The 22,570-nt window shown below is 63.5% G+C and carries 22 protein-coding genes; 14 read left to right on the top strand and 8 right to left on the bottom strand.

Annotated features, from left to right (window positions below; all coding sequences use genetic code 11):
- Positions 1–31 precede the first annotated feature (31 nt).
- Positions 32–1,267: an AGE family epimerase/isomerase gene (locus CRO48_RS03130; protein ID WP_097136285.1), complete on the bottom strand. Its 1,236-nt coding sequence runs from the start codon at positions 1,265–1,267 to the stop codon at positions 32–34.
- Positions 1,268–1,761: 494 nt separating this feature from the next.
- On the opposite strand from CRO48_RS03130, the gene CRO48_RS03125 reads away from it, so the two are divergent.
- Positions 1,762–2,436 (top strand): hypothetical protein, encoded by a 675-nt coding sequence (locus CRO48_RS03125; protein ID WP_097136728.1) that lies wholly within the window; start codon positions 1,762–1,764, stop codon positions 2,434–2,436.
- On the opposite strand, the gene CRO48_RS03120 is transcribed toward CRO48_RS03125, so the two are convergent.
- Positions 2,430–3,347: a LysR family transcriptional regulator gene (locus CRO48_RS03120; RefSeq protein ID WP_097136284.1), complete on the bottom strand. Its 918-nt coding sequence runs from the start codon at positions 3,345–3,347 to the stop codon at positions 2,430–2,432. The two genes, CRO48_RS03125 and CRO48_RS03120, sit on opposite strands and share 7 nt — an antisense overlap.
- A 107-nt stretch (positions 3,348–3,454) precedes the next feature.
- Between CRO48_RS03120 and blaOXA the strand changes: the two genes are divergently transcribed.
- Positions 3,455–4,261, top strand: coding sequence for a class D beta-lactamase (blaOXA, locus tag CRO48_RS03115; RefSeq protein ID WP_097136282.1), 807 nt, complete (start codon positions 3,455–3,457; stop codon positions 4,259–4,261).
- A gap of 168 nt (positions 4,262–4,429) precedes the next feature.
- Here the strand turns inward: blaOXA and CRO48_RS03110 are convergent, their stop codons facing one another.
- A complete protein-coding gene (locus CRO48_RS03110; RefSeq protein WP_097136281.1) occupies positions 4,430–6,052 on the bottom strand; it encodes an ABC-F family ATP-binding cassette domain-containing protein in 1,623 nt (540 codons plus the stop codon).
- A 156-nt stretch (positions 6,053–6,208) separates the two neighbouring features.
- Positions 6,209–6,604, bottom strand: coding sequence for a RidA family protein (locus CRO48_RS03105; RefSeq protein ID WP_097136280.1), 396 nt, complete (start codon positions 6,602–6,604; stop codon positions 6,209–6,211).
- A gap of 208 nt (positions 6,605–6,812) precedes the next feature.
- Here CRO48_RS03105 and CRO48_RS03100 point away from each other — a divergent pair, with 208 nt between their 5' ends.
- Positions 6,813–7,382 carry a TetR/AcrR family transcriptional regulator gene (locus CRO48_RS03100; protein WP_407071885.1) on the top strand — a complete coding sequence of 190 codons (570 nt, stop codon included), beginning with the start codon at positions 6,813–6,815 and terminating at the stop codon, positions 7,380–7,382.
- A 104-nt stretch (positions 7,383–7,486) separates the two neighbouring features.
- On the opposite strand, the gene CRO48_RS03095 is transcribed toward CRO48_RS03100, so the two are convergent.
- The 3 genes from CRO48_RS03095 to CRO48_RS03085 form a co-directional block, all read right to left on the bottom strand.
- A complete protein-coding gene (locus CRO48_RS03095; RefSeq protein WP_097136278.1) occupies positions 7,487–8,965 on the bottom strand; it encodes an aldehyde dehydrogenase family protein in 1,479 nt (492 codons plus the stop codon).
- A gap of 64 nt (positions 8,966–9,029) precedes the next feature.
- Positions 9,030–10,325, bottom strand: a complete 1,296-nt coding sequence (locus CRO48_RS03090; protein ID WP_097136276.1) for a glycosyltransferase — start codon at positions 10,323–10,325, stop codon at positions 9,030–9,032.
- Positions 10,326–10,329: 4 nt separating this feature from the next.
- Positions 10,330–11,328, bottom strand: a complete 999-nt coding sequence (locus CRO48_RS03085; RefSeq protein ID WP_097136275.1) for a GntR family transcriptional regulator — start codon at positions 11,326–11,328, stop codon at positions 10,330–10,332.
- Between the two features lie 155 nt (positions 11,329–11,483).
- Between CRO48_RS03085 and CRO48_RS03080 the strand changes: the two genes are divergently transcribed.
- From CRO48_RS03080 to CRO48_RS32045, 11 genes are all read left to right on the top strand, one after another.
- On the top strand, positions 11,484–12,542 hold the full coding sequence (locus CRO48_RS03080; RefSeq protein ID WP_245423403.1) for a polyamine ABC transporter substrate-binding protein: 1,059 nt from the start codon (positions 11,484–11,486) through the stop codon (positions 12,540–12,542).
- A 296-nt stretch (positions 12,543–12,838) separates the two neighbouring features.
- Entirely contained in the window at positions 12,839–13,636 is a 798-nt protein-coding gene (locus CRO48_RS03075) for an ABC transporter permease (protein ID WP_097136724.1), read from the top strand.
- Entirely contained in the window at positions 13,633–14,481 is an 849-nt protein-coding gene (locus CRO48_RS03070) for an ABC transporter permease (protein WP_097136274.1), read from the top strand. Before CRO48_RS03075 ends, CRO48_RS03070 begins: the two co-directional genes overlap by 4 nt.
- Positions 14,478–15,545 carry an ABC transporter ATP-binding protein gene (locus CRO48_RS03065; RefSeq protein ID WP_097136273.1) on the top strand — a complete coding sequence of 356 codons (1,068 nt, stop codon included), beginning with the start codon at positions 14,478–14,480 and terminating at the stop codon, positions 15,543–15,545. The genes CRO48_RS03070 and CRO48_RS03065 overlap by 4 nt, the downstream gene beginning before the upstream one ends.
- A gap of 53 nt (positions 15,546–15,598) precedes the next feature.
- Positions 15,599–16,891 (top strand): nucleotide disphospho-sugar-binding domain-containing protein, encoded by a 1,293-nt coding sequence (locus CRO48_RS03060; protein WP_097136272.1) that lies wholly within the window; start codon positions 15,599–15,601, stop codon positions 16,889–16,891.
- Positions 16,884–17,246, top strand: coding sequence for a cupin domain-containing protein (locus tag CRO48_RS03055; protein ID WP_097136270.1), 363 nt, complete (start codon positions 16,884–16,886; stop codon positions 17,244–17,246). The genes CRO48_RS03060 and CRO48_RS03055 overlap by 8 nt, the downstream gene beginning before the upstream one ends.
- A gap of 9 nt (positions 17,247–17,255) precedes the next feature.
- The gene (locus tag CRO48_RS03050; protein WP_097136269.1) at positions 17,256–17,603 is read left to right on the top strand and encodes a cupin domain-containing protein; all 348 of its coding nucleotides are present in this window, start codon (positions 17,256–17,258) and stop codon (positions 17,601–17,603) included.
- Positions 17,604–17,635: 32 nt separating this feature from the next.
- Entirely contained in the window at positions 17,636–17,983 is a 348-nt protein-coding gene (locus CRO48_RS03045; protein WP_097136268.1) for a cupin domain-containing protein, read from the top strand.
- A gap of 245 nt (positions 17,984–18,228) precedes the next feature.
- Positions 18,229–19,734, top strand: a complete 1,506-nt coding sequence (locus tag CRO48_RS03040; RefSeq protein ID WP_097136267.1) for an aldehyde dehydrogenase family protein — start codon at positions 18,229–18,231, stop codon at positions 19,732–19,734.
- 184 nt (positions 19,735–19,918) lie between these two features.
- Positions 19,919–21,106 (top strand): saccharopine dehydrogenase family protein, encoded by a 1,188-nt coding sequence (locus CRO48_RS03035; RefSeq protein ID WP_097136266.1) that lies wholly within the window; start codon positions 19,919–19,921, stop codon positions 21,104–21,106.
- 250 nt (positions 21,107–21,356) lie between these two features.
- Positions 21,357–21,530, top strand: a complete 174-nt coding sequence (locus tag CRO48_RS32045; RefSeq protein ID WP_176526639.1) for a hypothetical protein — start codon at positions 21,357–21,359, stop codon at positions 21,528–21,530.
- 78 nt (positions 21,531–21,608) lie between these two features.
- On the opposite strand, the gene CRO48_RS03025 is transcribed toward CRO48_RS32045, so the two are convergent.
- The gene (locus tag CRO48_RS03025) at positions 21,609–22,445 is read right to left on the bottom strand and encodes an amidohydrolase family protein (protein ID WP_097136263.1); all 837 of its coding nucleotides are present in this window, start codon (positions 22,443–22,445) and stop codon (positions 21,609–21,611) included.
- Between the last annotated feature and the right edge of the window lie 125 nt (positions 22,446–22,570).

The following is a 22,570-nucleotide window of genomic DNA, read 5'->3' as shown; positions in this document are numbered from 1 at the left end:
TCGATGACGAGCGCTGTCGGGCAGGGCCGCTTTACACGCGGTTCGCCTCGAGGATGCCCTTGGTCAGGCTGCCGGTCGCTGGATAGAGCGGGACGAGGCAGGCCTGCAGGGCGTGGTAGATGTCGTCCTTGCCGGCAAACAGCGTGTAGCTCGGCGCGAGGTCTTCAGTGAGTTCTTGGTGCCAACCGCCGCGATCGCCGTCTATGAAGTGTCCGGAGATGCCGTCCCAGATCTTGCGATACCATGTTTCGTGGAAGTCGCTCGGCAGGTGTTCGCACAGGAAGGCGGCGGCGGCGGCGCCTTCAGCCATCGGCCACCAGAGCTTCTCGCGCCTTGCCGGCTCGTCGTTCCAGTCGAGCGTGTAGAAGAAGCCGCCCTTGTCCTTGTCCCATCCAAGTGCGATCGACTGGGCGAACAGCGCCTTTGCGGCCTCCGGCATCCAGTCGTGCTTCCTGCCGCCGAGCGCCCACAGTTGCAGCACCAGACGTGCCCATTCCAGCCAATGGCCTGGCGTGGTGCCGGAAGGGCGGAACATCTCGTTGCCCTTGTAATCCTTGTCCAGCGTCCAGCTTTCGTCGAAATGCTCGGGCACGCGAAAGCCGTTCTCGCCGGCCCGCCGGCGGATGAGGAGATCGGCGATGCGTTCGGCCTTCCTGAGGTAGCCTGTATCGCCGGTGGCCTCGAAGGCGGCCATCAGCGCTTCCGTCAGGTGCATGTTGGAATTCTGGCCGCGATAGCCCGGCACGGGCGACCAGTCGGCGCCGAATTCCTCGGCGATGGCTCCGTGCTGTTCCTCCCAGAACCGGGAATTCAGGATCTCGGTGATATCCGCGATCATCCGGTCGGCGTCGGGATGTCCCGCCACCTTGGCACTGGAGGCGGCAAGCAGCACGAAGGCGTGCCCATAACCCTGCTTGGTGGCGTCAAGCAGGCCGGAATTGTCGAGCGACCAGTGATAACCGCCGCGCTCGGCATCCCGGTGCTTCTCCCAGAGATACTTCATGCCGTGGTCGACGATGTCGTTCGAACCGGGCCGGCCGAGCAGGCTGCCGATCGAGAAGCAGTGAACCATGCGGGCCGTCGAATGGATGCCCCTGATCGGATTTCCGGGATTGATCGGACGTCCGTCGCCATCGAGTTCGTAGAAGCCGCCATTGGGGTTGAAGGCGCGGTTCTGGAAGAAATCGAAAAGGCGGTTCGCCTGATCCCACAGCCATGCGCGATGATAGGGGCGCTCGCGCCAGGATAGCTGTCCATTCAAACCCATGTTCGTTCTCCTCGTGCTTAAAGCGACTGCCGACGACAGACCTGTTGCGGGCTGCTCCGGGCGGTCTCTTGCCACCGCGGCGTGAGCGGCGAGCGCACGGCCCTGCAATGGCAAAAGAATGGCAAAGGTTCCGGCTGACCTCGACAGAATGGGTGCGGAGTTATCGCGCAGTTCTTCCGGCGGGGCAAGTTTGGATGAAGAATATCCCGACGCCCCTTATATGATTTACAGCTTATATTCCTTCGCGTAGAGTTCCGCTGGTACTTCGACCGCCGCCTGTGCGGAGACTGCGAAGTCGTCCAGAGTTCTGCAGCCAGACCATTCATTGCGTGCACAATCTTCGCCCGATCGCAAAGGCCGACCCCGTGCGCAAACGGTTGCGGCAAGTCGACTTCGACCGCAGGCGGCAGTCTCGTTCGCGGTCTTTGCTTTCGCCGGCGGTAAACGGAGGGAGTTTGAGAATGACGATCAGAAGCCATGTTCTTTCAGTCGCCATGTTCGCAGGCGCATTTGCCCTTTCCGGTGTCGCCGCAGCGCAGGACGCCATATCCGCACCGGCGCAAAAAACCGTCGGCGCGACCCGTTCACAGCAGATGGTTCCCTCGCTGGCCGTGATCAATTCCGCAGGCGCGACGCTTGCGGACGGCAAGCTGACGATGAGCGACGTCGGTGCCAGCACGATCGTGTTCGCCGATCGCCCCGTTCGCGCCGCCGGCCATGTCGCGACCACGGAGTTCATCAAGCAGTGGGACGAGGGCAAGGACAGTTTCGCCAAGGACCCGCCCAATGCAACGATCTCCGTATTGAGCCCGGACGGCAAAGGCGTCGAGGATGCCGTCGTGGTGCTTAGGTCGCCGAAGCTGGAGGGAAAGGCGCTGACTTTCGAAGTGTCGGTTCTCGAGGGTGCACTGGGTAGCGCGGATGGCCCTGCGTCGCTGTTCATCGACTGGTTTGCCGCCCGCGGACCCTACGGAGGGGCCGTCGTTGCCGGTGGCGCGTGGCGGCACGGACCGGTGTGGCATGGCGGCTGGTATGCCCACCCCGGTGCCTATTATGGGGCGGGGCTGGCTGCGGGCGCAGCGATCGGAGCCGCCGCGGCTGCCGGCTACCGGCCATACTACTACGCGCCGCCCCCCTGCGGATACTATCCCTATCCACCGTGCTACTGAGGTGACGGGGCCGCCGTCTCCTTTCCCGGTGTGAGGCCCGCGCCCGCGGCGTCGATAAGCCAGTCGCGGAAGGCACCCATCGCCGGCGTGATCGCCCGTGATTGCAGTCTGGTCAGCCAATAGCTGCCGACCGGAACGCTCACGTCGAACGGCTGGACGATGGCGCCGGAAGTCAGTTGTCGTTCGAACATCCGAGGCGGGGCGAGGCCGATGCCGGCGCCCTGCAGGATCGCTTCCATCATTGCCAGCGAGGTGTCGAAGACGATGCTGCTGTGGTGCTGAACGACGCGTCGCAGGCCTGCTGCTTCGAACCAGCGCGTCCACTCGTCGGGTCGGTACGAGCGCAGCAGCGTGCGACCGAGAAGGTCGGCGGGTTCTCGCAGCTCCTGCGCCATGCGTGGCAGGCAAAGTGCTGAAAGCGGTGCGTCGAACAGCAGTTCGGCATCCGTACCATGCCACGCCCCGCTGCCGAAGCGGATCGCGAAGTCGAGGCCTTCGGCTGCGAGGTCCACGCGATTGTTGTTGGTGGAGAGCCGCAGTTCGATAAACGGGTGCCGTGCCGCGAAGCCCTGAAGACGCGGCAGCAGCCAGCCGACGGCGAAGGTGCCGACGGCCCCGACATTCAGGATCTCGCGGATGCCTTCGCCGCGGAAGCGCTCGACCGCATCCGCCATCCTGTCGAAACTGTCGCGCAACACCGGCAAGAGCCGTTCGCCCTCCGGCGTGATCATCAGCCCACGCGGAAGGCGCTTGAAGAGCGACGTCCCCAGCATTTCCTCCAGACCCTTCACGTGATGGCTGACGGCGGCCTGCGTCACCTTCAGCTCGATCGCCGCGCGGGTGAAGCTCAGGTGGCGTGCCGAGGCCTCGAATGCCCGGAATGCGTTCAGCGGAAGATGTGGTCTCACCATGGCAATGACCTAGTTTTTCTAATGCCACTTACCAGTATTCGTCCTTTGTGCCCCGGTCAAACTGCTGGTAGCAACGTGATCATCGGTTCTGAAAAAAGAGGATTTCCATGAGGAAGCATGTTTTGTTCGTCGGGTTTGTGGCTGCGTGGTCGCTTGCATCCTCCGCCTCAGCCAAAACAATTTGTACGGTGATCGCCGATGCGAAAAGCGGCAAGACGATCGTGGAGGAGGGCAGCTGTGCCGATCGCTACACGCCGGCGTCTACCTTCAAGGTTGCGCTCAGCCTGATCGGCTACGATTCGGGATTTCTGCAAGACGAACACACACCGAAGCTGCCCTTCCGCGAGGGCTACCCCGACTGGGGCGGCGACAACTGGAAGCAGCCGACCGATGCGACGCGCTGGATGAAGTACTCCGTCGTCTGGTTTTCGCAGGTGATGGCGCATTCGCTCGGCGAACAGAAGTTGCGCGCCTACGCGACGAAATTCGACTACGGCAATGCCGATTTTTCCGGGGATCCCGGCAAGGATAATGGCCTGGACCGCGCGTGGATTTCCTCGTCGCTGAAGATATCGCCGCTGGAGCAGGTCGCGTTCCTGCGCAAGCTCGTCAATCGCCAGTTGCCCGTGTCCGATCACGCTTTCGACATGACGATGAAGGTCGTGGAGAAGACGGAGCTTGCCGGCGGCTGGTCGGCGCAGGGAAAGACGGGCATGGCCTATCCACGCCAGGCGGACGGGACTCTGGATTACAATCACCCCTGGGGCTGGTATGTCGGCTGGGCGAGCAAGGGCGACCGTAAGGTGGTCTTCGCCCGCCTCGTGCAGGAGGAGAAGCGCCAGAAAGGGTCGGCGGGAGCACGTGTGCGCGACACGCTGTTCAACGAACTGCCTTCGCTCGTCGCAACGCAGTAGGCAGGGCCATCCTGCTCGCTGGCTGCCACTATCCGGCTGCCGGGCACCTTTTTGCCGCGGCCCGGATGCGGAGACGGACGGAGGCGCTGCCATTGCACCTTTGGCAGGCTCGCGGCACGCAGCGCGAGCCTGTAGCGCGCTGGGCGGACTTCAGGTCGCCGCAGCCACTCAGCTGCGCAGGCCCGGTGCTTCCTGCCCGGTGCGCTCGACATATTCCGTGTAGCCGCCGCCGTATTGATGGATGCCGTCCGGGGTCAGCTCGAGAACGCGGTTCGAAAGGGCCGCCAGAAAATGGCGGTCGTGCGAGACGAAGAGCATCGTGCCCTCATACTGCGCCAGCGCCTTGATCAGCATTTCCTTGGTGTCGAGGTCGAGGTGGTTGGTCGGCTCGTCGAGCACCAGCAGGTTCGGCGGGTCGAACAGCATGCGCGCCATCACGAGCCGCGCTTTCTCGCCGCCCGACAGAACGCGGCACTTCTTCTCCACGTCGTCGCCGGAAAAGCCGAAGCAACCCGACAGCGCGCGCAGCGGTGCCTGACCTGCCTTCGGAAAGGCCTCCTCCAGCCATTCGAGGATGGTGCTGTCTCCGTCGAGCAGGTCCATTGCGTGCTGGGCGAAGTAGCCGAGCTTGACGCCCGCGCCGATCGTGACCGTGCCCTTGTCGGGCGCTGCGGACCCCGCCACCAGCTTCAGCAGCGTCGATTTGCCGGCGCCGTTGATGCCCATGATGCACCAGCGCTCGCGCCGACGGACCATGAAGTCGAGGCCTTCATAGATGGTGCGGCTGCCGTATTTCTTGTGCACGCCCTTGATGTTGATCACGTCCTCGCCCGAGCGCGGCGCCGGCAGGAAGTCGAAGGCGACGGTGTGGCGGCGGCGCGGGGGCTCGACGCGGTCGATCTTGTCGAGCTTCTTCACCCGGCTCTGCACCTGTGCCGCATGCGAGGCACGCGCCTTGAAGCGCTCGATGAACTTGATTTCCTTGGCCAGCATCGCCTGCTGGCGCTCGAACTGGGCCTGCTGCTGCTTTTCGTTCTGCGCACGCTGCTGCTCGTAGAAGGCGTAGTCGCCGGAATAGGTGGTCAGCGATCCGCCGTCGATCTCGATGATCTTGCCGACGATGCGGTTCATGAACTCGCGATCGTGCGAGGTCATCAGTAGCGCGCCGTCGTAGTTTTTGAGGAACTCCTCGAGCCAGATCAGGCTTTCGATGTCGAGATGGTTGCTCGGCTCGTCGAGAAGCATGACATCGGGACGCATGAGAAGAATGCGGGCGAGCGCCACGCGCATCTTCCAGCCGCCCGAGAGCTTGCCGACGTCGCCGTCCATCATCTCCTGGCTGAAGCTGAGGCCCGCAAGCACCTCACGCGCGCGGCCCTCCAGCGCATAGCCGTCGAGCTCCTCGTAGCGCGCCTGCACCTCGCCGTAGCGCTCGATGATGCGGTCCATCTCGTCGAGCTTGTCGGGATCGACCATCTCGGCTTCGAGTGCGCGCAGCTCGGCTGCGACCTCGCTGACCGGTCCCGCGCCGTTCATGACTTCGGAGACAGCGCTATGGCCGCCCATCTCGCCGACGTCCTGGTCGAAGTAGCCGATCGTCACACCCTTCTCGGTCGACACCTGTCCCTCGTCGGGTTGCTCCTGCTGGGTGAGCATCCGAAACAGCGTGGTCTTTCCGGCACCGTTCGGACCGACGAGGCCGATCTTCTCGCCCTTGTTCAAGGCGGCGGAAGCCTCGATGAAAAGCAGGCGATGGCTGTTCTGCTTGCTGACGTTCTCGATGCGGATCATGCGGCGGGGGCCCCGTCTGTTGCGGCGCCGTCACGTGGTGGATCGCCGGTCGCGATCCCTTGGAGCACCATTGGATGGGGCCAGATACATCAGTGGATTGCCGAACGCCAGCCCCGGAGCGGGATCGCATGCCTCCCCGCTCCGGGCCGGCCTCGCTCAGTTTCCGGCGGGAATGCGGGCGATCGCCTTGATCTCGAAATCGAACCCGGCCAGCCAGTTGACACCGACCGCCGTCCAGTTCGGATAGGGCGCGCCGCCGAGCACCGCCTCGCGCACCTTCATGACCGTCTCGATCTGGGTGGGCGGGTCGGTGTGAAAGGTCGTCACGTCGACCACGTCGTCGAGCGAGCCACCCGCAGCCCGCAGCACGGCGGTCAGATTGTCATAGGCAAGCCGCACCTGGCGTTCGAAATCAGGCTCCGGCGTGCCGTCCTCGCGGCTTCCCACCTGTCCGGAAACGAACAAAAGGTCGCCGGAGCGGATGGCCGCCGAGTACCGGTGTTGCGCATAGAGGTTGTGGCGGTTGGCGGGGAAGATCGGTTCGCGTTGCATCTCGTTTTCCTTGAATTCGGGTTGTCTTGTAACGGAAGCCGCGCGGCTGGGATGGCCGGCCCATGCGCGGGCTTTCCACGGCAGAGACAGGTTGATATACGTCTCGTATGTAAAACTATCTCGCATACGCGGCGTATGTCAATGCTGGCATACGCCGCGTATCTGAAAATGGGAGTCTGGTAGGGTGGCGACGCGGCGATCGGAAATGATGGAGGAGACCCGAGGCAAGCTCATCCAGGCGGCGCGCAAGGCCTTTGCCGAGAAGGGCTATGCCAATGCCTCGATGGACGACCTGACGGCCGCCGTCGGGCTGACGCGGGGCGCGCTATACCATAACTTCGGCGACAAGCGTGGCCTTCTGCAGGCGGTGGTGGATCGCATCGACGGCGAGATGGCGGACCGGGCGCAGGCGATCGGCAACGCCGCCGGCGATGAGTGGGCAGGGCTTCTGGCGGAGGGAAGGGCTTACATCGAGATGGCGCTGGAGCCCGAGGTGCAGCGTATCGTACTGCTCGACGGGCCGGCGGTGCTCGGCGACCCCTCGCAGTGGCCGAGCCAGAACAGCTGCCTGCAGGCGACCATCGCCAAGGTGGAACGCCTTCTGGCGGAAGGCCGGCTGAAGCCTGTCGATCCCGAGGCCGCAGCCCGGCTTCTGAATGGCGCCGCCCTGAACGCGGCGCTCTGGATCGCCGCCAGCAAAGAGCCGGAAAAGGTGCTGGCGAAGGCGCTTGAGGCGTTCCGCTGCCTGGCATCCGGCCTGCTCTCAGAGCCCGGCTGAACCGGGGCGCAAGCCCAGCCGGCCGGCCGTGGTGGACGGTGCCGCGCGAATGTGCCGGCCACCGATCCGCTTGGACGGGCGGGCCGGCGTTGAGGTTGCGGCGCTCAGCCCTTGATGTACCAGCCCCAGGGCTGGTCGGCCTCGAAGGCGGTGATCTGTTTGATTTCCAGGTAGTTCGACAGTCCCCAGCGGCCGAGTTCGCGGCCGATGCCGGACTGCTTGTAGCCACCCCAGGGCGCCTCGGTGAAGGTCGGCTGCGAGCAGTTGATCCAGACGATGCCAGCGCGGAAGGCGCGGGCAACGCGCTCGCAGCGTGCCCGGTCCTTCGACATCACCGCTGCCGCCAGCCCGAAGCGGCTGTCGTTGGCCATGCGGATCGCGTCCTGTTCGTTGCGGAACGGTTTCACGCAGACGACGGGCCCGAAGATTTCTTCCGTCCAGACGAAGCTGTCCTCTGCCATGTCGGTCAGGATCGTTGGTTCGAGGAAGTAGCCGGTATTCAGTCCCGCCGGGCGCTGTCCGCCGCCGCAAACCGTCGCACCTTCTGCCTTGCCGCGTTCAATGGCGGCCAGCACCTTGTCGTATTGCCCCCTGGAGACGAGGGGTCCGAGCAAGGTGCCGTCCGCAAGGCCGTTGCCGATCCGGATCTTTGCTGCTTCCTCGACGAGACGCTCGAGCAGAGCCGGATAGAGGCCTTCCTCCACCAACACGCGCGAGGTGGCCGAGCAGACCTGGCCCTGGTTCCAGAAGATGCCGAACATGATCCACTCGACGGCCTTGTCGATATCGCTGTCGGCAAAGACGACGAAGGGCGACTTGCCGCCGAGCTCCAGGCTGACGTTCTTGATGTCGCGGGCCGCCGCCGCCATGATCTTCGCCCCTGTCGGGACCGAGCCGGTGAAGGCGAGCTTGTCGACGCCGGGATGCTCGGAGAGCGGCTGGCCGGCATCCGGGCCGAGGCCGGTGACGATGTTGAGCACGCCGGCGGGCAGCCCGGCCTCCTCGGCGATCGCGCCCAGCTCCAGTGCCGTCAACGGGGTTAGTTCGGAAGGTTTCAGGACCATGGTGCATCCAGCCGCGAGCGCGGGCGCCACCTTCCAGGAGGCCATCAGCAGCGGATAGTTCCAGGGGATGATCGCGCCGGCGACGCCGATGGGCTCCCGAACCACCTTCGACGAGAAGCGCGGCTCGGAAAGTGCAATCGCCTCCTCGGGGTTTTCGTCCATCTCCTCGGCGAGCCCGGCGTAGAAGCTGAAGCAACCGGCGGTGTCTTCCATGTCCCAGATCGCTTCCGGCAGCGGCTTGCCGTTGTCGCGGACCTCGATGCGCGCGAGTTCTTCCTTGCGGGCCAGGATGATGCCGGCGATCCGGCGCAGGCAGGCGGCGCGTTCCCTGCCGGGCATCCTTGACCACGGGCCGTGATCGAAGGCGCGGCGGGCCGCACCAACGGCATGGTCGATGTCGCGCGCGGTTCCGGCCGGAGCCTGAAAGATCGTTTCCTCCGTCGCCGGATCGATGACCGGAAATGTTCCGCCTTCGACCGGAGCCACCCATTGTCCGTCGATGAAAAGCTTGTCGCGCATGGTCGTTCCCGTCTGATGTTGTCGGTCTCTTTTCGCGGTGGGGGACCCGGCACGCTGGGCCGGATCAGGACGCCCGCGCGCCGATGGCCGCGGTATCCGCCACCTTCAGGATTTCTTCCGCCGCCCGCGTGACGCCGGCGGCCGCCCGCATGGTCTTGGCATTCGCTTTCAGCCGCTGTGCCATCGCGCCGTCCGCGATCAGCTCGCCGATCGCCGCGGCGAGATCGCGCGGGTTCCAGCCATACCGGTCGAGCTTCCGTCCGACGCCGGTTTCGGCCGCACGCGTGGCGTTGTCGTGTCCGTCCCAGCAATAGGGCATGACCAGCGACGGCACGCCATAGTAGAGCGCCTCGCAGAAGGAGTTGTTGCCGCCGTGATGGATGAAAAGGCTTGCCTGTTCCACGACGGAGGGCTGCGGAAACCAGCTGTCGATGAACACGTTGTCCGGCACGTCGCGATACTCGTCGCGCCAGTGGCCGGCGTTGACGAGGAAACGATAGGGTAGGGTGGAGAACACCTCGATCATCCGTTTCGTCATCGCCACATCCATTGCCCCCAGCGACCCGAAGCTCGTCAACACCAGCGGCGCATCGTTGTGGCTGGCGAAGCGCGGCGGCGTATAGGGCGCCTCATGGCGCACGCAGCCGTCAAGGAAGACGAACCTTTGCGGATCGAGCGCCTTTTCGCGATCGTGCCGGATGATCTGCGGCGCCAGCACCAGGTTCAACCAGGGCGAGGCGGATAGGAAGTGCGAAGCCTCGAGCGGCTTCAGCCCGCATTCGGCGAGGAAGGCGGAAAAGCGTCGGTGGGCCGGCGCCGTCACCCGCTCATAGGCCGTTGCAAATCGTTGCCAGCTCCTGTCCGGCGTTCCCCCGCAACCGGAAAGATAGGGAGGCACGTTCCTGTCCGGCACCTCGGTTTCCGCGCAGGATACGACGCGGATCCAGGGTACGCCGGCATTGGCGATGGCCGGAAACATGACGACGTTGTCGAGCACGATCGCATCCGGCTTCAGCCGTGCCAGCAACTGGCGCAACGGCTCCTCGACCCGGATCGCCGTGTCGACGATCGCATCCCAGGTGGGGCCGACATAGCTCTCCAACTGGTCGAAGGGCGTTTGGCGGAAGGCGTCCTGATGACGTTCGATGAAGTCGTTCCAGTCCGTCGGGGCGCCTGAGGCGTCGTCTGCGAGCTGGTACTCGGGAAAGCCGTATTCGGAGAAGACGCCTGAAAAGCCGGGATGACAGATGAAGACCGGCCGCGCTCCGAGCCGGCGCAGTTCCTGGGCGATACCGACGCAGTTGAGGGCTGCGCCGAAGCTCGCTTCGGGAAAGAGGGCGATGGTCTTGAATGCGGCCATGGGGTCAACGCGATACGATCTTGAAGGTGGCGGGTACGCCGCGGCCGGCGATCCGCGGCCGTTGCTGTCGGGAAAGCTGCAGATGCACTTTCATCAGATCGGCGGCAAGCTCCATTTGCCCCCGCTCAATCTGCTCGAGAATCTGCAGGTGCTCGAGGTTCGACTGCATGAGCCGGAAGACGGCGACATGGCCCGCCGGCGGCGTCGTTCTGCGGCGCCGATGGTGGTTGACGAGCGCCTCTGCCATGAACGGATTGCCGCAGCTCTTGGCGATGAGGGTATGAAAGTCGAAATCGGTGCGTTCGAACAGTTTTCGATCGAAGGTCGCCTCGCTCATACCCTTCAGGATCAGCATCGACTGGCGGAGCGCGGTCAACGCCGACAGGTCGCGGCGGAAGTCGGGAAGCGTGATCGCAAGCGGCTCCGTCACAAGGCGGAACTCGTAACTGCGCATCGCTGCGTCGCCACTGACGGCAAACTGCTTCAGAAGCCATTGCTGCCCGGCGCCCCGTTCGGCCAGGTTTCCCTCCGACAGTTTCATCAGCGCATTTTGTACCGTCTGTCGGGACACGGTGTATCGTCGCTGGAGCGAGGCGATCGTCTGCGTTTCGGCAATACGGCCGGCTGCAAGGTCGCGCAGGATCGCGGCATGAATTTCGCTTTCACCTTCGGTCGCGGCCGTGTCGTCGAGGCGTGCGGTGGCTGCCGGATCGACAGCGAGGATATAGCCTCCCTCCGCCTCCGGCGTGACAAGGCCTCGATCAGCAAGCACCTGTAAAGCCTTGCGGATCGGCGTTCTTGAGACGTTGCAGAGCGAGGCGAGCGCCTGTTCAGCCAACCGTTCGCCCGGCGAGATGCTGCGCTCGCCGGCAATATCCAGTATTTTTTGCGCCAGTTCGACATGGCGATAATTGGGGCGCTTCGGTTCCGGATTCATGCGCTCGATCTGGCCTCCATCGCCGCGCATGCTGCCTGTTGCGCCCAGCTTTCGCAAGTCCGGCATCGCCAAAATTCCATCGCGCCGGATTTTATCAGAATCCCTATTGACGTATTTTTTTTCTAATTAATACTGCCTTCGGACGCAGCAAAGAGTTCGGATCAACCGGCGGGCTGCATCGCACAGAGGCCAGGAACAAAATCAAACAAGGGAGTTTTTTCGTGGAAGCGAAAAACGGAACGGTCGCGTTGCGCGCGGCCGCGGCAGTCGTTGCCGTCAGCCTCTCCGCGGGGATGGCAACCGCCGCAGATCTGGTGATCTCCAACTGGGACGGCTACATGGCGAAGGATATCGCCGAGAGCTTCAAGGCGGCGACCGGGCTGGAGCTTGAGGTGGTGAACCACGCCACGAACGAAGAGATCATGGGCAAGATCATGGCCGGCGGCGGCAAGGGCTATGACGTGGTCTTCGTCTCCTCGCCCTTTGCCGAAGTGCTCAATGCGCAGGGCATGCTGGAGCCACTCGACAAGAGTGCCGTCCCGAATCTCGCCAATCTCTATCCGGAAGCGGAGAAGCTGGCCTACGATCCGGGCAACCAGTTCTCCGTTCCCTACACCTGGGGAACGACGGGTCTTTGCTATCGCTCCGACAAGGTCAGCGGGACGCCGGACAGCTGGATGAACCTGCTGCAGCCCGCTGACGACCTGAAGGGCAAGACGACCATGCTGGCGACCGACCGCTGGCTTATGGGCGCAGGCCTGCTCGGCAAGGGTTACTCGGTCAATGAAACCGACCCGGCCAAGATCAACGAGGCGCGCGACCTGCTGATCGAGGCCAAGAAGACCCTGCTCGCCTACGACGACACCACGTTCTACTCCAAGCTGGTCTCCGGGGAAGCCTCGCTTGTCCATGCCTGGGACGGCTGGTGCAACTACGGCATAGCCGAGAACAAGGACATCAAGTTCGTCGTGCCGAAGGAGGGGTCCGACCTCTGGATCGACACCATGGTCGTGATGAAGGATTCCGAGCACAAGGACAATGCGATGAAGTTCATCAACTTCATCCTGGATGCGAAGAACCACGCCTGGGCGGCGGAGAACATTCTCTACAAGGTGCCGAACAAGGCGGCGATGGAAAGCCTGCCCGCTTCTCTCGGCGAACAATATCCCAACATGAAAATGCCGCCCGAAGAACTGGTCAAATACGAGCTTCTGCGGGATCTCGGCCCGGCGCAGAAGGACTATTCGCGCGCCGTCAGCGAGATCAAGGCGGCGAACTGACGGGATCAACGCCCTTCCTTCCTTGTCCGGGAAGATGTTGCCGGCAGGCGGAGGAGGGGTCTCATGGGGGTGGCGGCCTCTGCTGAGAACAGCCCCCCTGCCGTGCCCCTGTTCCCGTAAGCGGGGAGAGGGAGCGCCGTCGCCGTCTTCGGCTCGGGCAATCTTCGCAACCCGTCAGCCGGCGCGTCTGCGCCGGTCGTCTCCAGATATCAGCAAGGCGAATTCCTCCCGTGTCATTCAATGCCGCCAGACCGAACCTGCTCGCCGCTCCCGGCGTTGCCTGGCTCGTCACCTTCATGGTGGTGCCGTGCCTGCTGGTTCTGTCCTATGCCTTCTTCCAGCGCGGCGTCTGGGGCGGGATCGAATACACCTTCACGCTGGAGAATTTCGCCCGGGTCGCCGATCCGCTCTACGCCAGGATCTTCCTGAATTCGGCACGCATCGCGCTGACGACCACGGCGATCGCGATCCTCATCGCCTATCCGGCAGCCTATGCAATCGCGCGTGCGCCGCGGACGCGCCAGCCGATCCTGCTGTTCTTCGCCGTGCTGCCGTTCTGGAGCAACTATCTGATCCGCACTTATGCCTGGATCGTGCTTCTGAACCGGGAGGGACTGATCAACAACCTGTTGCGTAGCATGGGCTATACCGGCGAGCCGCTGTCGCTGCTGTACACCGAGGCAGCCGTCATCACCGGCCTCGTCTACAACTACCTGCCCTTCGTCATCCTTGCGATCTACTCGACGCTGTCGCGGCTGAACCCGGAACTGATGGAAGCCTCGCGCGATCTCGGCGCCGGCCCGGTGCGCACCTTCCTTCGCGTCACCCTGCCGCTCTCCCTGCCGGGCGTGGCCGCAGGCGGCGTGTTTGTCTTCGTGCTGTCGATCGGAAACTTCGTGACGCCCGCCCTTCTCGGCGGTGGCCGGTTCCAGATGGTCGGCAATCTCGTCTACGACCAGTTCCTGACCGCCAACGACTGGCCTTTCGGCGCAGCCCTCGGTGCAGCCCTCATCGTCACGATGATCGTGCTTCTTTTCGTGCAGGCCCGCGCCACCGCACGCGCGAGCGGCGAAAGCAGGGAGGCGCAGGCATGACCGGCAATTCTGCGACTGTCACCGTCGCCGACGCCCCGGTCGCAGGGCGTGCTGGGGGTGCGGCCGCTTTCCGCCGCACGTTGCCGGGCCGCATCGTGTTGCTGCTCGTCTTCGGATTTCTGTACCTCCCGATCGCGGTTCTGGTCATGCTGTCCTTCAACGACAGCGGGCTTCCGACCGCGTGGTCGGGCTTCTCCACCCGATGGTATTCGGCACTTCTCGGCAATTCCGACATCCTGCGTGCCGCCTGGAACACGCTGGTCGTCGCCATCTTCGCCACGCTTGTCTCGACGATCCTCGGCACGCTGCTGGCGCTCGGCATGGAGACCCGGCGCCGCAAGAGCAACGGCCTGGAAGCGCTGGCCTTCGCGCCCATGGTCATCCCGGACATCGTGCTTGCGGTGGCGCTGCTGACCTTCTTCTCACGACTGGGCCTGACGATGGGACTGCATACGATCATCGTCAGCCATGTCGTCTTCGACCTCGCCTTCGTCTGCTCGGTGGTGCGGGCCCGGCTGAAGCACTTCGACTTCTCGATCGTCGAGGCCTCGCGCGATCTTGGCGCCTCGGGCTGGACGACGTTCTGGCGGGTCACCTTTCCCGTGCTGCTGCCCTCGATCGTCGCCGGCGCCCTGCTCGCCTTCACGCTTTCGGTCGATGAATTCATCATCGCCTTCTTCACTGCCGGCGCGGGGCGCTCGTCGATCACCCTGCCCATGCAGATCTACTCGATGATCCGCTTCGGCATCACGCCCGAGGTCAATGCGCTTGCCACCATCGTCATGGGCGTCAGCGCAACAGCCCTCCTGATTTCGCAATGGCTGAACAAAGAACAGGTCCGATGAACGCAGAAACGTCTCCCATTCTTCGGATCGAAAGCGTGGCGAAGAAATTCGGGCCGGTCGTCGCCGTCGACGGAGTCTCCATCGACGTGCGCGAGAACGAGTTCTTCGCGCTGCTCGGACCTTCGGGCTGCGGAAAGACCACGCTTCTGCGCATGCTGGCGGGTTTCGAGACGCCGAACGCAGGGCGCATCCTGCTCGACGGGCGGGACATCTCGCCGCTGCCGCCGGAGAAGCGTCCGCTGAACCTGATGTTCCAGTCCTACGCTCTTTTCCCGCACATGACGGTGCGGCAGAACCTTTCCTACGGGCTGGAAATGGAAAGGCTGGACAAGGCCGAGATCCGCCGCCGCGTCGACGAGACGATGGCCACCACCGACCTGACCCAGTTCGCCGACCGCAAGCCTGAGCAGCTTTCCGGCGGTCAGAAGCAGCGCGTGGCGCTCGCGCGTGCGCTCGTCAAGCGGCCGAAGGTGCTCCTGCTCGACGAGCCGCTCGGCGCGCTCGACAAGAAGCTGCGCGAGAAGATGCAGCTCGAGCTGAAGCGCATGCAGAACGAGGTGGGCATCACCTTCATCATCGTCACGCACGATCAGGAAGAGGCGCTGGTGATGGCGGACCGCATGGCCATCCTCAAGGACGGGAGGCTTTTGCAATGCGGGTCGCCTGAGGAAATCTACGAGGCGCCGGCCGATCGGTTCGTCGCAAACTTCATCGGCGTGATGAACTTCATCGACGGCCAGGTAGCGGAGGACGGCGTGTTTGAGGCCGAAGGCCTGCGGCTGGCGCTGGTCAATGCCCGGCCGGGTCCTGCGACGCTCGCGACCAGGCCGGAGAATATCGCCGTGGGCGCGCCGGGCGAACGGCTGGCCGGCACGATCGCAGACATTGCCTATCACGGCCTGGATCGTGTGCTGCATGTAAAGACGCCCGCCACACCCGTGCCGATGCAGGTTCGAGTCCCGGCCAGCGGCGCCGCCTACCGGGTCGGCGACGCTTTGAGCCTCAAGATCGACCCGGCCCGCTGCCGGTTGTTCGCGGGAGGCGCCGTTGGCGCTGGCGGATGAAGGGCGATCTCCAGGAACCACGGAATTCACGGACCACATAAAAGAGGGAACACATGTCCAAGACCATCGCATTCTTTCCGGAAGCCGCCTTCGGGCCGGCGCTGAATTCGGTCGGCATTGCCCAGGCGGTCGAAGCACTCGGCCACAAGGCGGTGTTCCTGTCCGATCCCGGCTTCGTCTCGGTCTATGAAGGCTACGGCTTCGAAGCCCATCCGGTGAACCTGTCGGAGCCGATGCCGCCGGAGCAGATGGCGAAGTTCTGGGAGGACTTCATCAACGGTCACATCCCGAATTTCCGCAAATCCCCGATCGATCAGGTCGACAACTATGTGAAAGACTGCTGGACCGCGATCGTCGACAGCGCCAAGTGGGCGCAGAAGGACCTGCCGGGCGTGCTGGCGAAGATCAAGCCGGACCTGATCTGCGTCGACAACGTCATTCTCTTTCCGGCCATCAAGCAATTCGGCAAGCCCTGGGTTCGAATTATCTCGTGTTCTGAAAACGAGATCGAGGATCCGAAGATCCCGCCGCATCTCTCCGGCTGCGGCGAAAAGGACTACGCCGGCCACAAGGCCTATCGCGACCATTTCAACAGTGTGATCAAGCCGATCCATGACGACTTCAATGCGTTCCTTGCGGAGAATGGCGAGAAGCCCTATCCGATCGGCCAGTTCTTCGAGGCCTCGCCCTACATGAACCTGCTGCTCTACCCCGAGTCGGTGAAGTTCGAGCGCGAGCATCCGCTTGACGGCAGGCAGTTCCAGTATCTCGAAGGCTGCGTGCGCAAGGAGAAGCCCTACGAGGTGCCGCCCTTCGCGGAGAAGAACGACAAGCCCCTGATCTACATCTCCTTCGGCTCGCTTGGTGCGGGTGACACCGACCTGCTGAAGCGCCTGATTTCGACGATCGGCAAGCTCCCCTACCGCGCGCTCGTCAATGTCGGCGACTACAAGGACCAGTACGAGGACCTGCCGGGGAATGTGATCGTCGACAGCTGGTTCCCCCAGCCTTCCGTCATTCCGCAGGTCGACGCCGTCATCCATCACGGCGGCAACAACTCGTTCACCGAGTGCCTCTATTTCGGCAAGCCGGCGATCATCATGCCCTATGTCTGGGACGGTCACGACAACGCCACCCGCGTCGACGAGACCGGCCATGGCTTCAAGATGCCGCGCTACGACTGGACCGATGCCGATCTTGCCGCCAAGCTCGACGCCTGCATCAATAACCCTGCGATGAAGACGAAGCTCGCCGCCACCAGCGCCCACATGCAGGCGCGCAGCGGGCCGAAGAAGGCAGCGGGGATCCTCGACGAACTGGTCAGGACAGGGGCGTACAATGGCTGAAACGCTCAATTCCTCCGCACCGCACATCCACGGTGCCACCACCTATGACGACCTCGTCGACTGGGGCGTGCAATCGGACGCGATCGAAGGCGTTTCGAAATCGTCCGGGCGGCTGCTGTTCAAGGGCCCGGACAACCAGCCGGAAACGGGTATCTGGGTCTGCACGCCCGGCCGCTGGCGGCTTTCCATTCCGCGCGAAGAACTCTGCCACTTCGTGGCCGGGCGGGCGATCTACCGATCCGACGACGGCGAGGTGATCGAGGTGGAACCGGGCACCGTCGTGATGTTTCCCGGCGGCTGGACTGGCGAATGCACCGTCATCGAGACGATGCGCAATGTCTACATGCTCGTGTGAGGTGAAGCCATGACCACGCCCTACTGGCCGGAGACCGCAGCCGTCGCACTCGACGACTGGGGTGCAAGCGCCACCGCCACCGAAGGCAACCCGCATATGAGCGGCAAGGTGCTGTCCGTGAACGCGGACGGCTCCAGCGAATGCGGGGTCTGGTCCTGCACGCCGGGAACGCGGGCGATCACGATTCCCAGCGACGAGTTTTGCTATTTCCTCGGCGGGAAGGGCGTCTATGTCCACGAAAACGGTGAGGAGATACCGGTGTCTGCGGGTGCCGCGGTCTTCTTCCCGGCCGGGTGGACCGGCAGCTCCATCATCACCGAAACCCTGACCAAGGCCTTCATGAGCCGCGGCGACTGAACGATACCGAAAGACAAAGAGGAAGCACGATCATGCCGATCACCCCATTCATGAAGAAACCACTCGAGCAGACGGATCTCGTCGACTGGGGCATTATCCCGACCATGATCGAGGGAGAGAGCCGGACGTCGGGCAAGGTCATCCACAAGGGGCCGAGCGGGGAATCCGAGTGCGGTCTCTGGGTGTGCACGCCCGGAAAATGGTTCTGCCATGTCACCCGCGACGAGTTCTGCCACTTTCTCGAAGGCCGCTGCACCTATGTGCACGAGAGCGGCGAAGTGATCGAGATTACGCCCGACACCGCCGCCTTCTTCCCGCAGGACTGGAAGGGGGAGTGCACCGTGCACGAGACGATCAAGAAGGTCTACATGATCCGGTGAAAGAGGGCGCGAGGGGCTGGGAATGGCTGATCGAGGCTTGCCTTGCCGGTGTGACCATCCGGGTGCCCCTCATCCGCCTGCCGGCGCCTTCTCCCCGCAGCCGGGGAGGACGCTTGTCGCAACGTCGCCAATCCTTCTCCCCGCCTGCGGAAGAGGGCCAGGGTGAGAGGCAAAGCAAAGGCACGCAGTCCCGAAACAACAAGCCGAAGATGGGCCAACCCATCCCGAATGAGAGAGGAACGACCATGTTCAACCCCGCCGAACCCGTCTTCTACCGCCATCCCGACTACGTGCCCGCCCGGGGACCGCACCATCGGGTGATCGATCCGGCGCGGCTGACGGAAGTCGGCCGGTTCGCGATCACGACGATCGACGAAATGGAGGCGGTGCTGGACACTGCTGCGGCCGCCCAGCGTCGGTGGAAGCGACTGGACGCCAAGTCGCGGGCGACGCTTCTGCATCGGATCGCCAATCGGATCGAGGCGACCGACATGCGCCGCTGCGCCGAGCTGATGTCGCGGGAGATGGGCAAGCCCTATCCGGAGGCGATCGGAGAGGTGGCCAACTGCGCCGGCGCCTTCCGGTACTTCGCCGAGATGGCGCGCGACGAGGCCGGCAAGGTGGCCGGGACGACGCAGGCCGGCTCGTTCCAGCACGCGCGATACGAGCCGCTGGGCCTGAGTGTCCATATCATGCCGTTCAACTTTCCGATTCTGCTGATGTGCTGGACGGTTGCCGCTTCGCTTGCTTCCGGCAACGGCTGCATCATCAAGCCGGCGCCGGCGACGACCCTGTCGACGCTGGAGTTCATGGCTGTCTTCGAGGCACTGCCGGCCGGCCTGGTCGCCTGCCTGCCCGGCGGCGTCGAGCTCGGCGAGGCGCTGATAGCTTCGCCGAAGACCCATGCGGTCGCCTTCACCGGCTCGGTCGCGGCGGGCAGGGCGGTTGCGATGGCGGCTGCCGGGCAGATGAAGCCTGCTGTGATCGAGGCCGGCGGCTCCGACCCGATGATCATCAGCCGGCATGCACCGCTGGACGTGGCTGCCGCCGGCGCCGTGACCGCCGCCTTCCACATGTCCGGCCAGGTCTGCACATCGGCCGAGCGCTTCTTCGTGGTCGATAGCGTCCACGACGCGTTCGTGGAGAAGTTCGCAGCCGAGGCCAGACGGCTTCGCATCGGCAACGGGTTGTCGAAGGCTGAGATCGGCCCGCTCGTCTCGGAGGCCGCGCGCGACAAGGTGATCCGTCTCGTCGAGGACGCGAAGATCAAGGGCGCGACGGTCGTGATCGGCGGAAAGATCCCGGAAAGCGAACCGGTCGGCTGGTTCTACGAGCCGACGATCCTCACCGGCTGCACGCCTGAGATGGCGATCATGCAGGAGGAGTGCTTCGGTCCTGTCGCCGCGATCATGAAGGTCCGCAATTTCGACGAGGCCATCGAGCGGGCGAACGACAGCGAATTCGGGCTCGGCGCCTCGATCTTCACGACGTCGCTGGAAGAGGCGATGGAAGCGGCCGACCGGCTGGAGGCCGGCATGGTCTGGGTCAACAATCCGCTGATCGACAACGATGCGCTTCCCTTCGGCGGCTGGAAGAAATCCGGCCTGGGCCGCGAACTCTCAAAACTCGGCCTCGACGCTTTCCGCCGCTCCAAGATGGTCATCATCGACCACAAGCCGGTCGTCCAGGACTGGTGGTATCCCTACCCGGACGACTGGTTCTACGAGGCGGAGGGGCGCAAGCATGTGTGACGACGTGTGGGCGTCGGCCCGCTCCCTCCTCTCCCCAGCGGCGAGACGGCGGCCCACAGAGCCGGAAGAGGGGGCATTTCGGTCTCAGATATTCGCCGCCCACCCCAATCCTCCCCTCGCGAGCGGGGGAGGGTGCGCAGATCGCCCGCGTGCTCAAAAACTCTAAACGACAGGAACACCCATCATGATCATCACCATTCTCGGCGGCGCGGGTTTCATGGGCGCCGGCATTGTTCGCGACCTTCTTTCGGATCGCGCCATCGTCGATATCGAAACGGTTCGCCTCTGCGATGCCTCGCGCGACAAGATGGAGGCGTTGGCGACGGAGCTGGGCGATCCACGGATCGAGCTTGTTGCCCTTGATGTGACCGACCCGGACGCCCTTTCGGCTGCGATTTCCGGTGCCGACATCTGTATCAACTGCGTGCCCACGCTCCTCGGCTTCCAGATGACGATCTTCGAGGCTGCGCTGGCCGCAAGAGTCTCATATGTCGATCTTGGCGGCCTTGGCACCTATACGGTCAAGCAGATCGCCGAACACGAGCGGTTCAAGGCGGCTGGCGTGACAGCCGTGATCGGCGTCGGCGCCGATCCGGGCATGTCCAACGTCATCTGCCGCGCGGTCGCCGACGAACTCGACGAGATCGACAAGATCAACCTCTACTGGGCGGCGGAGCTGACGGGCGACGAGAACCCGGTGCTCGTCCCGCCCTACAGCGTCTCGACCGTGCTTGCAGAATACGCCCATCCGAGTACGCAGTTCTATGACGGCAAGCATGTCGAATGCGCGCCGATGAGCGGCGGCGAATATCTCGACCTGCCGGAGCCGTGGGGACGCTGCGAGTTCATGCACTCGCCGCATTCCGAGCAACTGACGGTGCCGCTGGCCGACGGCATCCGCGAGAAGGGTATCAAGGAATTCTCCTGGAAATTGCACCTGCCGCATCGCGAACACGAGGCCTGGGTGGGGCTGGTCAAGGCCGGCTTTGGCGACTTCAACGAGCCGGTCGATATCGGCGGCGTCAGCGTCAAGCCGCTCGATGTTCTGAACAAGGTGATCGAGCGCAATATCAAGAAGAACGCGGAGCGGATTCCGGCGCAGGAAAGCCATGAAATCCACTTCGCGATCGGTTATGGCCGAAAGGGCGGCAAGCCCTGCACGGTGCGGGTCGAGGTCGTGGTGTCACCCGACCCGTTGTACGGCCCCTACGTGGATGCCTGTACGTCCATGAACGGCTCTATTGCAGCCCAGTTGATCCTGAAGCATCCGAAAAAGCCAGGTGTCTACGCCCCCGAAGGCTATTTCGACGTGGAGAGCTATTTCCCTGAACTGGAGAAGCGGAAATTCAGGATCTCCAAGACGGTATCATGAATGAGGTGGGTCGACGGTCGGCGAAGGGCCGTCGTCCCCTTCGTCCGCCATACGGAACATATGTGCCGCGCACATGCAAAAACCGTAAAACCTCCGTTCATCAATGTGGCGAAAAAGAGAAAATTAAACCCTATCATTCTTATAGACATTCTTTATAATCGACTCTCGCCGGATATGAAGAGCCCGGCAGGTGGTGTCCGTGTGGGCGCTGCTTTCAGGACGATGTCCTAACCAGTCAAGGATGACGACGATGAGCAACGTGGATGCTTTCGGCAAGGCCGGCTTCAGCCACAGGCATGAAACGCCGTCCGCGCGCCCCAGCGCAACGCGCAAGGGAGTCCTGGATGGCATTGTCTGCAAGGTGGTCGCCGGCGCGGCCCTGCTGTTTGTTGCAGCGATCGTGGTTGGCCTGATCGGTCATTAAAGCATCCCCGCCCGCTGCGACCTTTGTGGTTCTCCGCGATGGACGCCCTTCAACTTCGCCTCCGTCCTTTATGATCCTTCATATCTGCCAGAGACGTCTGGCGTTGCCGCGATAGAGCTTTTCGCGCTCGTCGGCTGAGCAAGGGCCGAAAATGGCCTGCGTCGCGCCCACCCAGGTGGAAAGGCCGCCGCCTTTCGTGCACACCGGCCAGTCGCTGCCCCACACGACCCGATCCCAGCCGAAACTGGAAACGATGTGCTCCACATAGGGGCGAATGGTCTCGACCGTCCAACTCTCAGGATCGGCATAGGCGACGACGCCGGAAACCTTGGCCATGACGTTCGGCCGCCTGGCGATCTCGGCGATCCCCTTTTCCCAGCTCTCCAGCGCGCCCGAAACGATGTCCGGCACGCCGCAGTGATCCAGCACGAATCGGACGTTCGGTGCGCTGTCGATGAGGGCGACCGCCTGCGGTTGCTGGCGCTCCAACATGCAGATGTCGAAGGTCAACCTGCTCCCGCCCATCCGCTTGAGATTGTCACGGAACAAGGCCTGCTCGGAAATGTCGTCCGGAACGACGTGCAGCACCCGGCGAAACCCTTTCACAAAGGGATCGGCTTCGCATTTCTCCAGATAGTCGGCGAAACCGATTTCCTCCGGCCGGCAGGCGGCGATCACGCCGCGGATAAGGTCGCCCTGCGTCTCTGCCAGGCTGCGCACCATTTCTGTCTCCACCTCTATGTCCGAGGTGGCGACGTCCACTTCCATGTGCAGGGCCGCTTCGATGCCGAGCCTTTTCGCCTCCTGCGCATATTCCGGATAGGTGAAGTCGCGATTCAGGTCGCCTGCGCCGGAGAGCCAGGGATAGGCAAGGCGCGACTGGTCGATGAGATGCAGATGGGTGTCGATGAACATGGTTTCCTCCCCCCGGCGCCGTGCGCATGATGCTTGATTTCCTCGCCCCGGCATTTGTTGACAGCGGCAAAATTTGTCCTTTATGTATAAAGAACAGAAGACGGATTTCAAGCGCTGAAAGGCAC

The sequence above is a fragment of the Rhizobium subbaraonis genome (assembly GCF_900220975.1).
Lineage (GTDB): Bacteria > Pseudomonadota > Alphaproteobacteria > Rhizobiales > Rhizobiaceae > Mycoplana > Mycoplana subbaraonis.
This window is presented reverse-complemented; position numbering and strand designations above follow the sequence as displayed.

Coding starts and splice junctions, on each gene's coding strand:
- CRO48_RS03130 (WP_097136285.1), bottom strand. CDS start 1,267: ATGGGTTTGAATGGACAGCTATCCTGGCGCGAGCGCCCCTATCATCGC.
- CRO48_RS03125 (WP_097136728.1), top strand. CDS start 1,762: ATGTTCGCAGGCGCATTTGCCCTTTCCGGTGTCGCCGCAGCGCAGGAC.
- CRO48_RS03120 (WP_097136284.1), bottom strand. CDS start 3,347: ATGGTGAGACCACATCTTCCGCTGAACGCATTCCGGGCATTCGAGGCC.
- blaOXA (WP_097136282.1), top strand. CDS start 3,455: ATGAGGAAGCATGTTTTGTTCGTCGGGTTTGTGGCTGCGTGGTCGCTT.
- CRO48_RS03110 (WP_097136281.1), bottom strand. CDS start 6,052: ATGATCCGCATCGAGAACGTCAGCAAGCAGAACAGCCATCGCCTGCTT.
- CRO48_RS03105 (WP_097136280.1), bottom strand. CDS start 6,604: ATGCAACGCGAACCGATCTTCCCCGCCAACCGCCACAACCTCTATGCG.
- CRO48_RS03100 (WP_407071885.1), top strand. CDS start 6,813: ATGGAGGAGACCCGAGGCAAGCTCATCCAGGCGGCGCGCAAGGCCTTT.
- CRO48_RS03095 (WP_097136278.1), bottom strand. CDS start 8,965: ATGCGCGACAAGCTTTTCATCGACGGACAATGGGTGGCTCCGGTCGAA.
- CRO48_RS03090 (WP_097136276.1), bottom strand. CDS start 10,325: ATGGCCGCATTCAAGACCATCGCCCTCTTTCCCGAAGCGAGCTTCGGC.
- CRO48_RS03085 (WP_097136275.1), bottom strand. CDS start 11,328: ATGCCGGACTTGCGAAAGCTGGGCGCAACAGGCAGCATGCGCGGCGAT.
- CRO48_RS03075 (WP_097136724.1), top strand. CDS start 12,839: ATGGTGGTGCCGTGCCTGCTGGTTCTGTCCTATGCCTTCTTCCAGCGC.
- CRO48_RS03070 (WP_097136274.1), top strand. CDS start 13,633: ATGACCGGCAATTCTGCGACTGTCACCGTCGCCGACGCCCCGGTCGCA.
- CRO48_RS03065 (WP_097136273.1), top strand. CDS start 14,478: ATGAACGCAGAAACGTCTCCCATTCTTCGGATCGAAAGCGTGGCGAAG.
- CRO48_RS03060 (WP_097136272.1), top strand. CDS start 15,599: ATGTCCAAGACCATCGCATTCTTTCCGGAAGCCGCCTTCGGGCCGGCG.
- CRO48_RS03055 (WP_097136270.1), top strand. CDS start 16,884: ATGGCTGAAACGCTCAATTCCTCCGCACCGCACATCCACGGTGCCACC.
- CRO48_RS03050 (WP_097136269.1), top strand. CDS start 17,256: ATGACCACGCCCTACTGGCCGGAGACCGCAGCCGTCGCACTCGACGAC.
- CRO48_RS03045 (WP_097136268.1), top strand. CDS start 17,636: ATGCCGATCACCCCATTCATGAAGAAACCACTCGAGCAGACGGATCTC.
- CRO48_RS03040 (WP_097136267.1), top strand. CDS start 18,229: ATGTTCAACCCCGCCGAACCCGTCTTCTACCGCCATCCCGACTACGTG.
- CRO48_RS03035 (WP_097136266.1), top strand. CDS start 19,919: ATGATCATCACCATTCTCGGCGGCGCGGGTTTCATGGGCGCCGGCATT.
- CRO48_RS32045 (WP_176526639.1), top strand. CDS start 21,357: ATGAGCAACGTGGATGCTTTCGGCAAGGCCGGCTTCAGCCACAGGCAT.
- CRO48_RS03025 (WP_097136263.1), bottom strand. CDS start 22,445: ATGTTCATCGACACCCATCTGCATCTCATCGACCAGTCGCGCCTTGCC.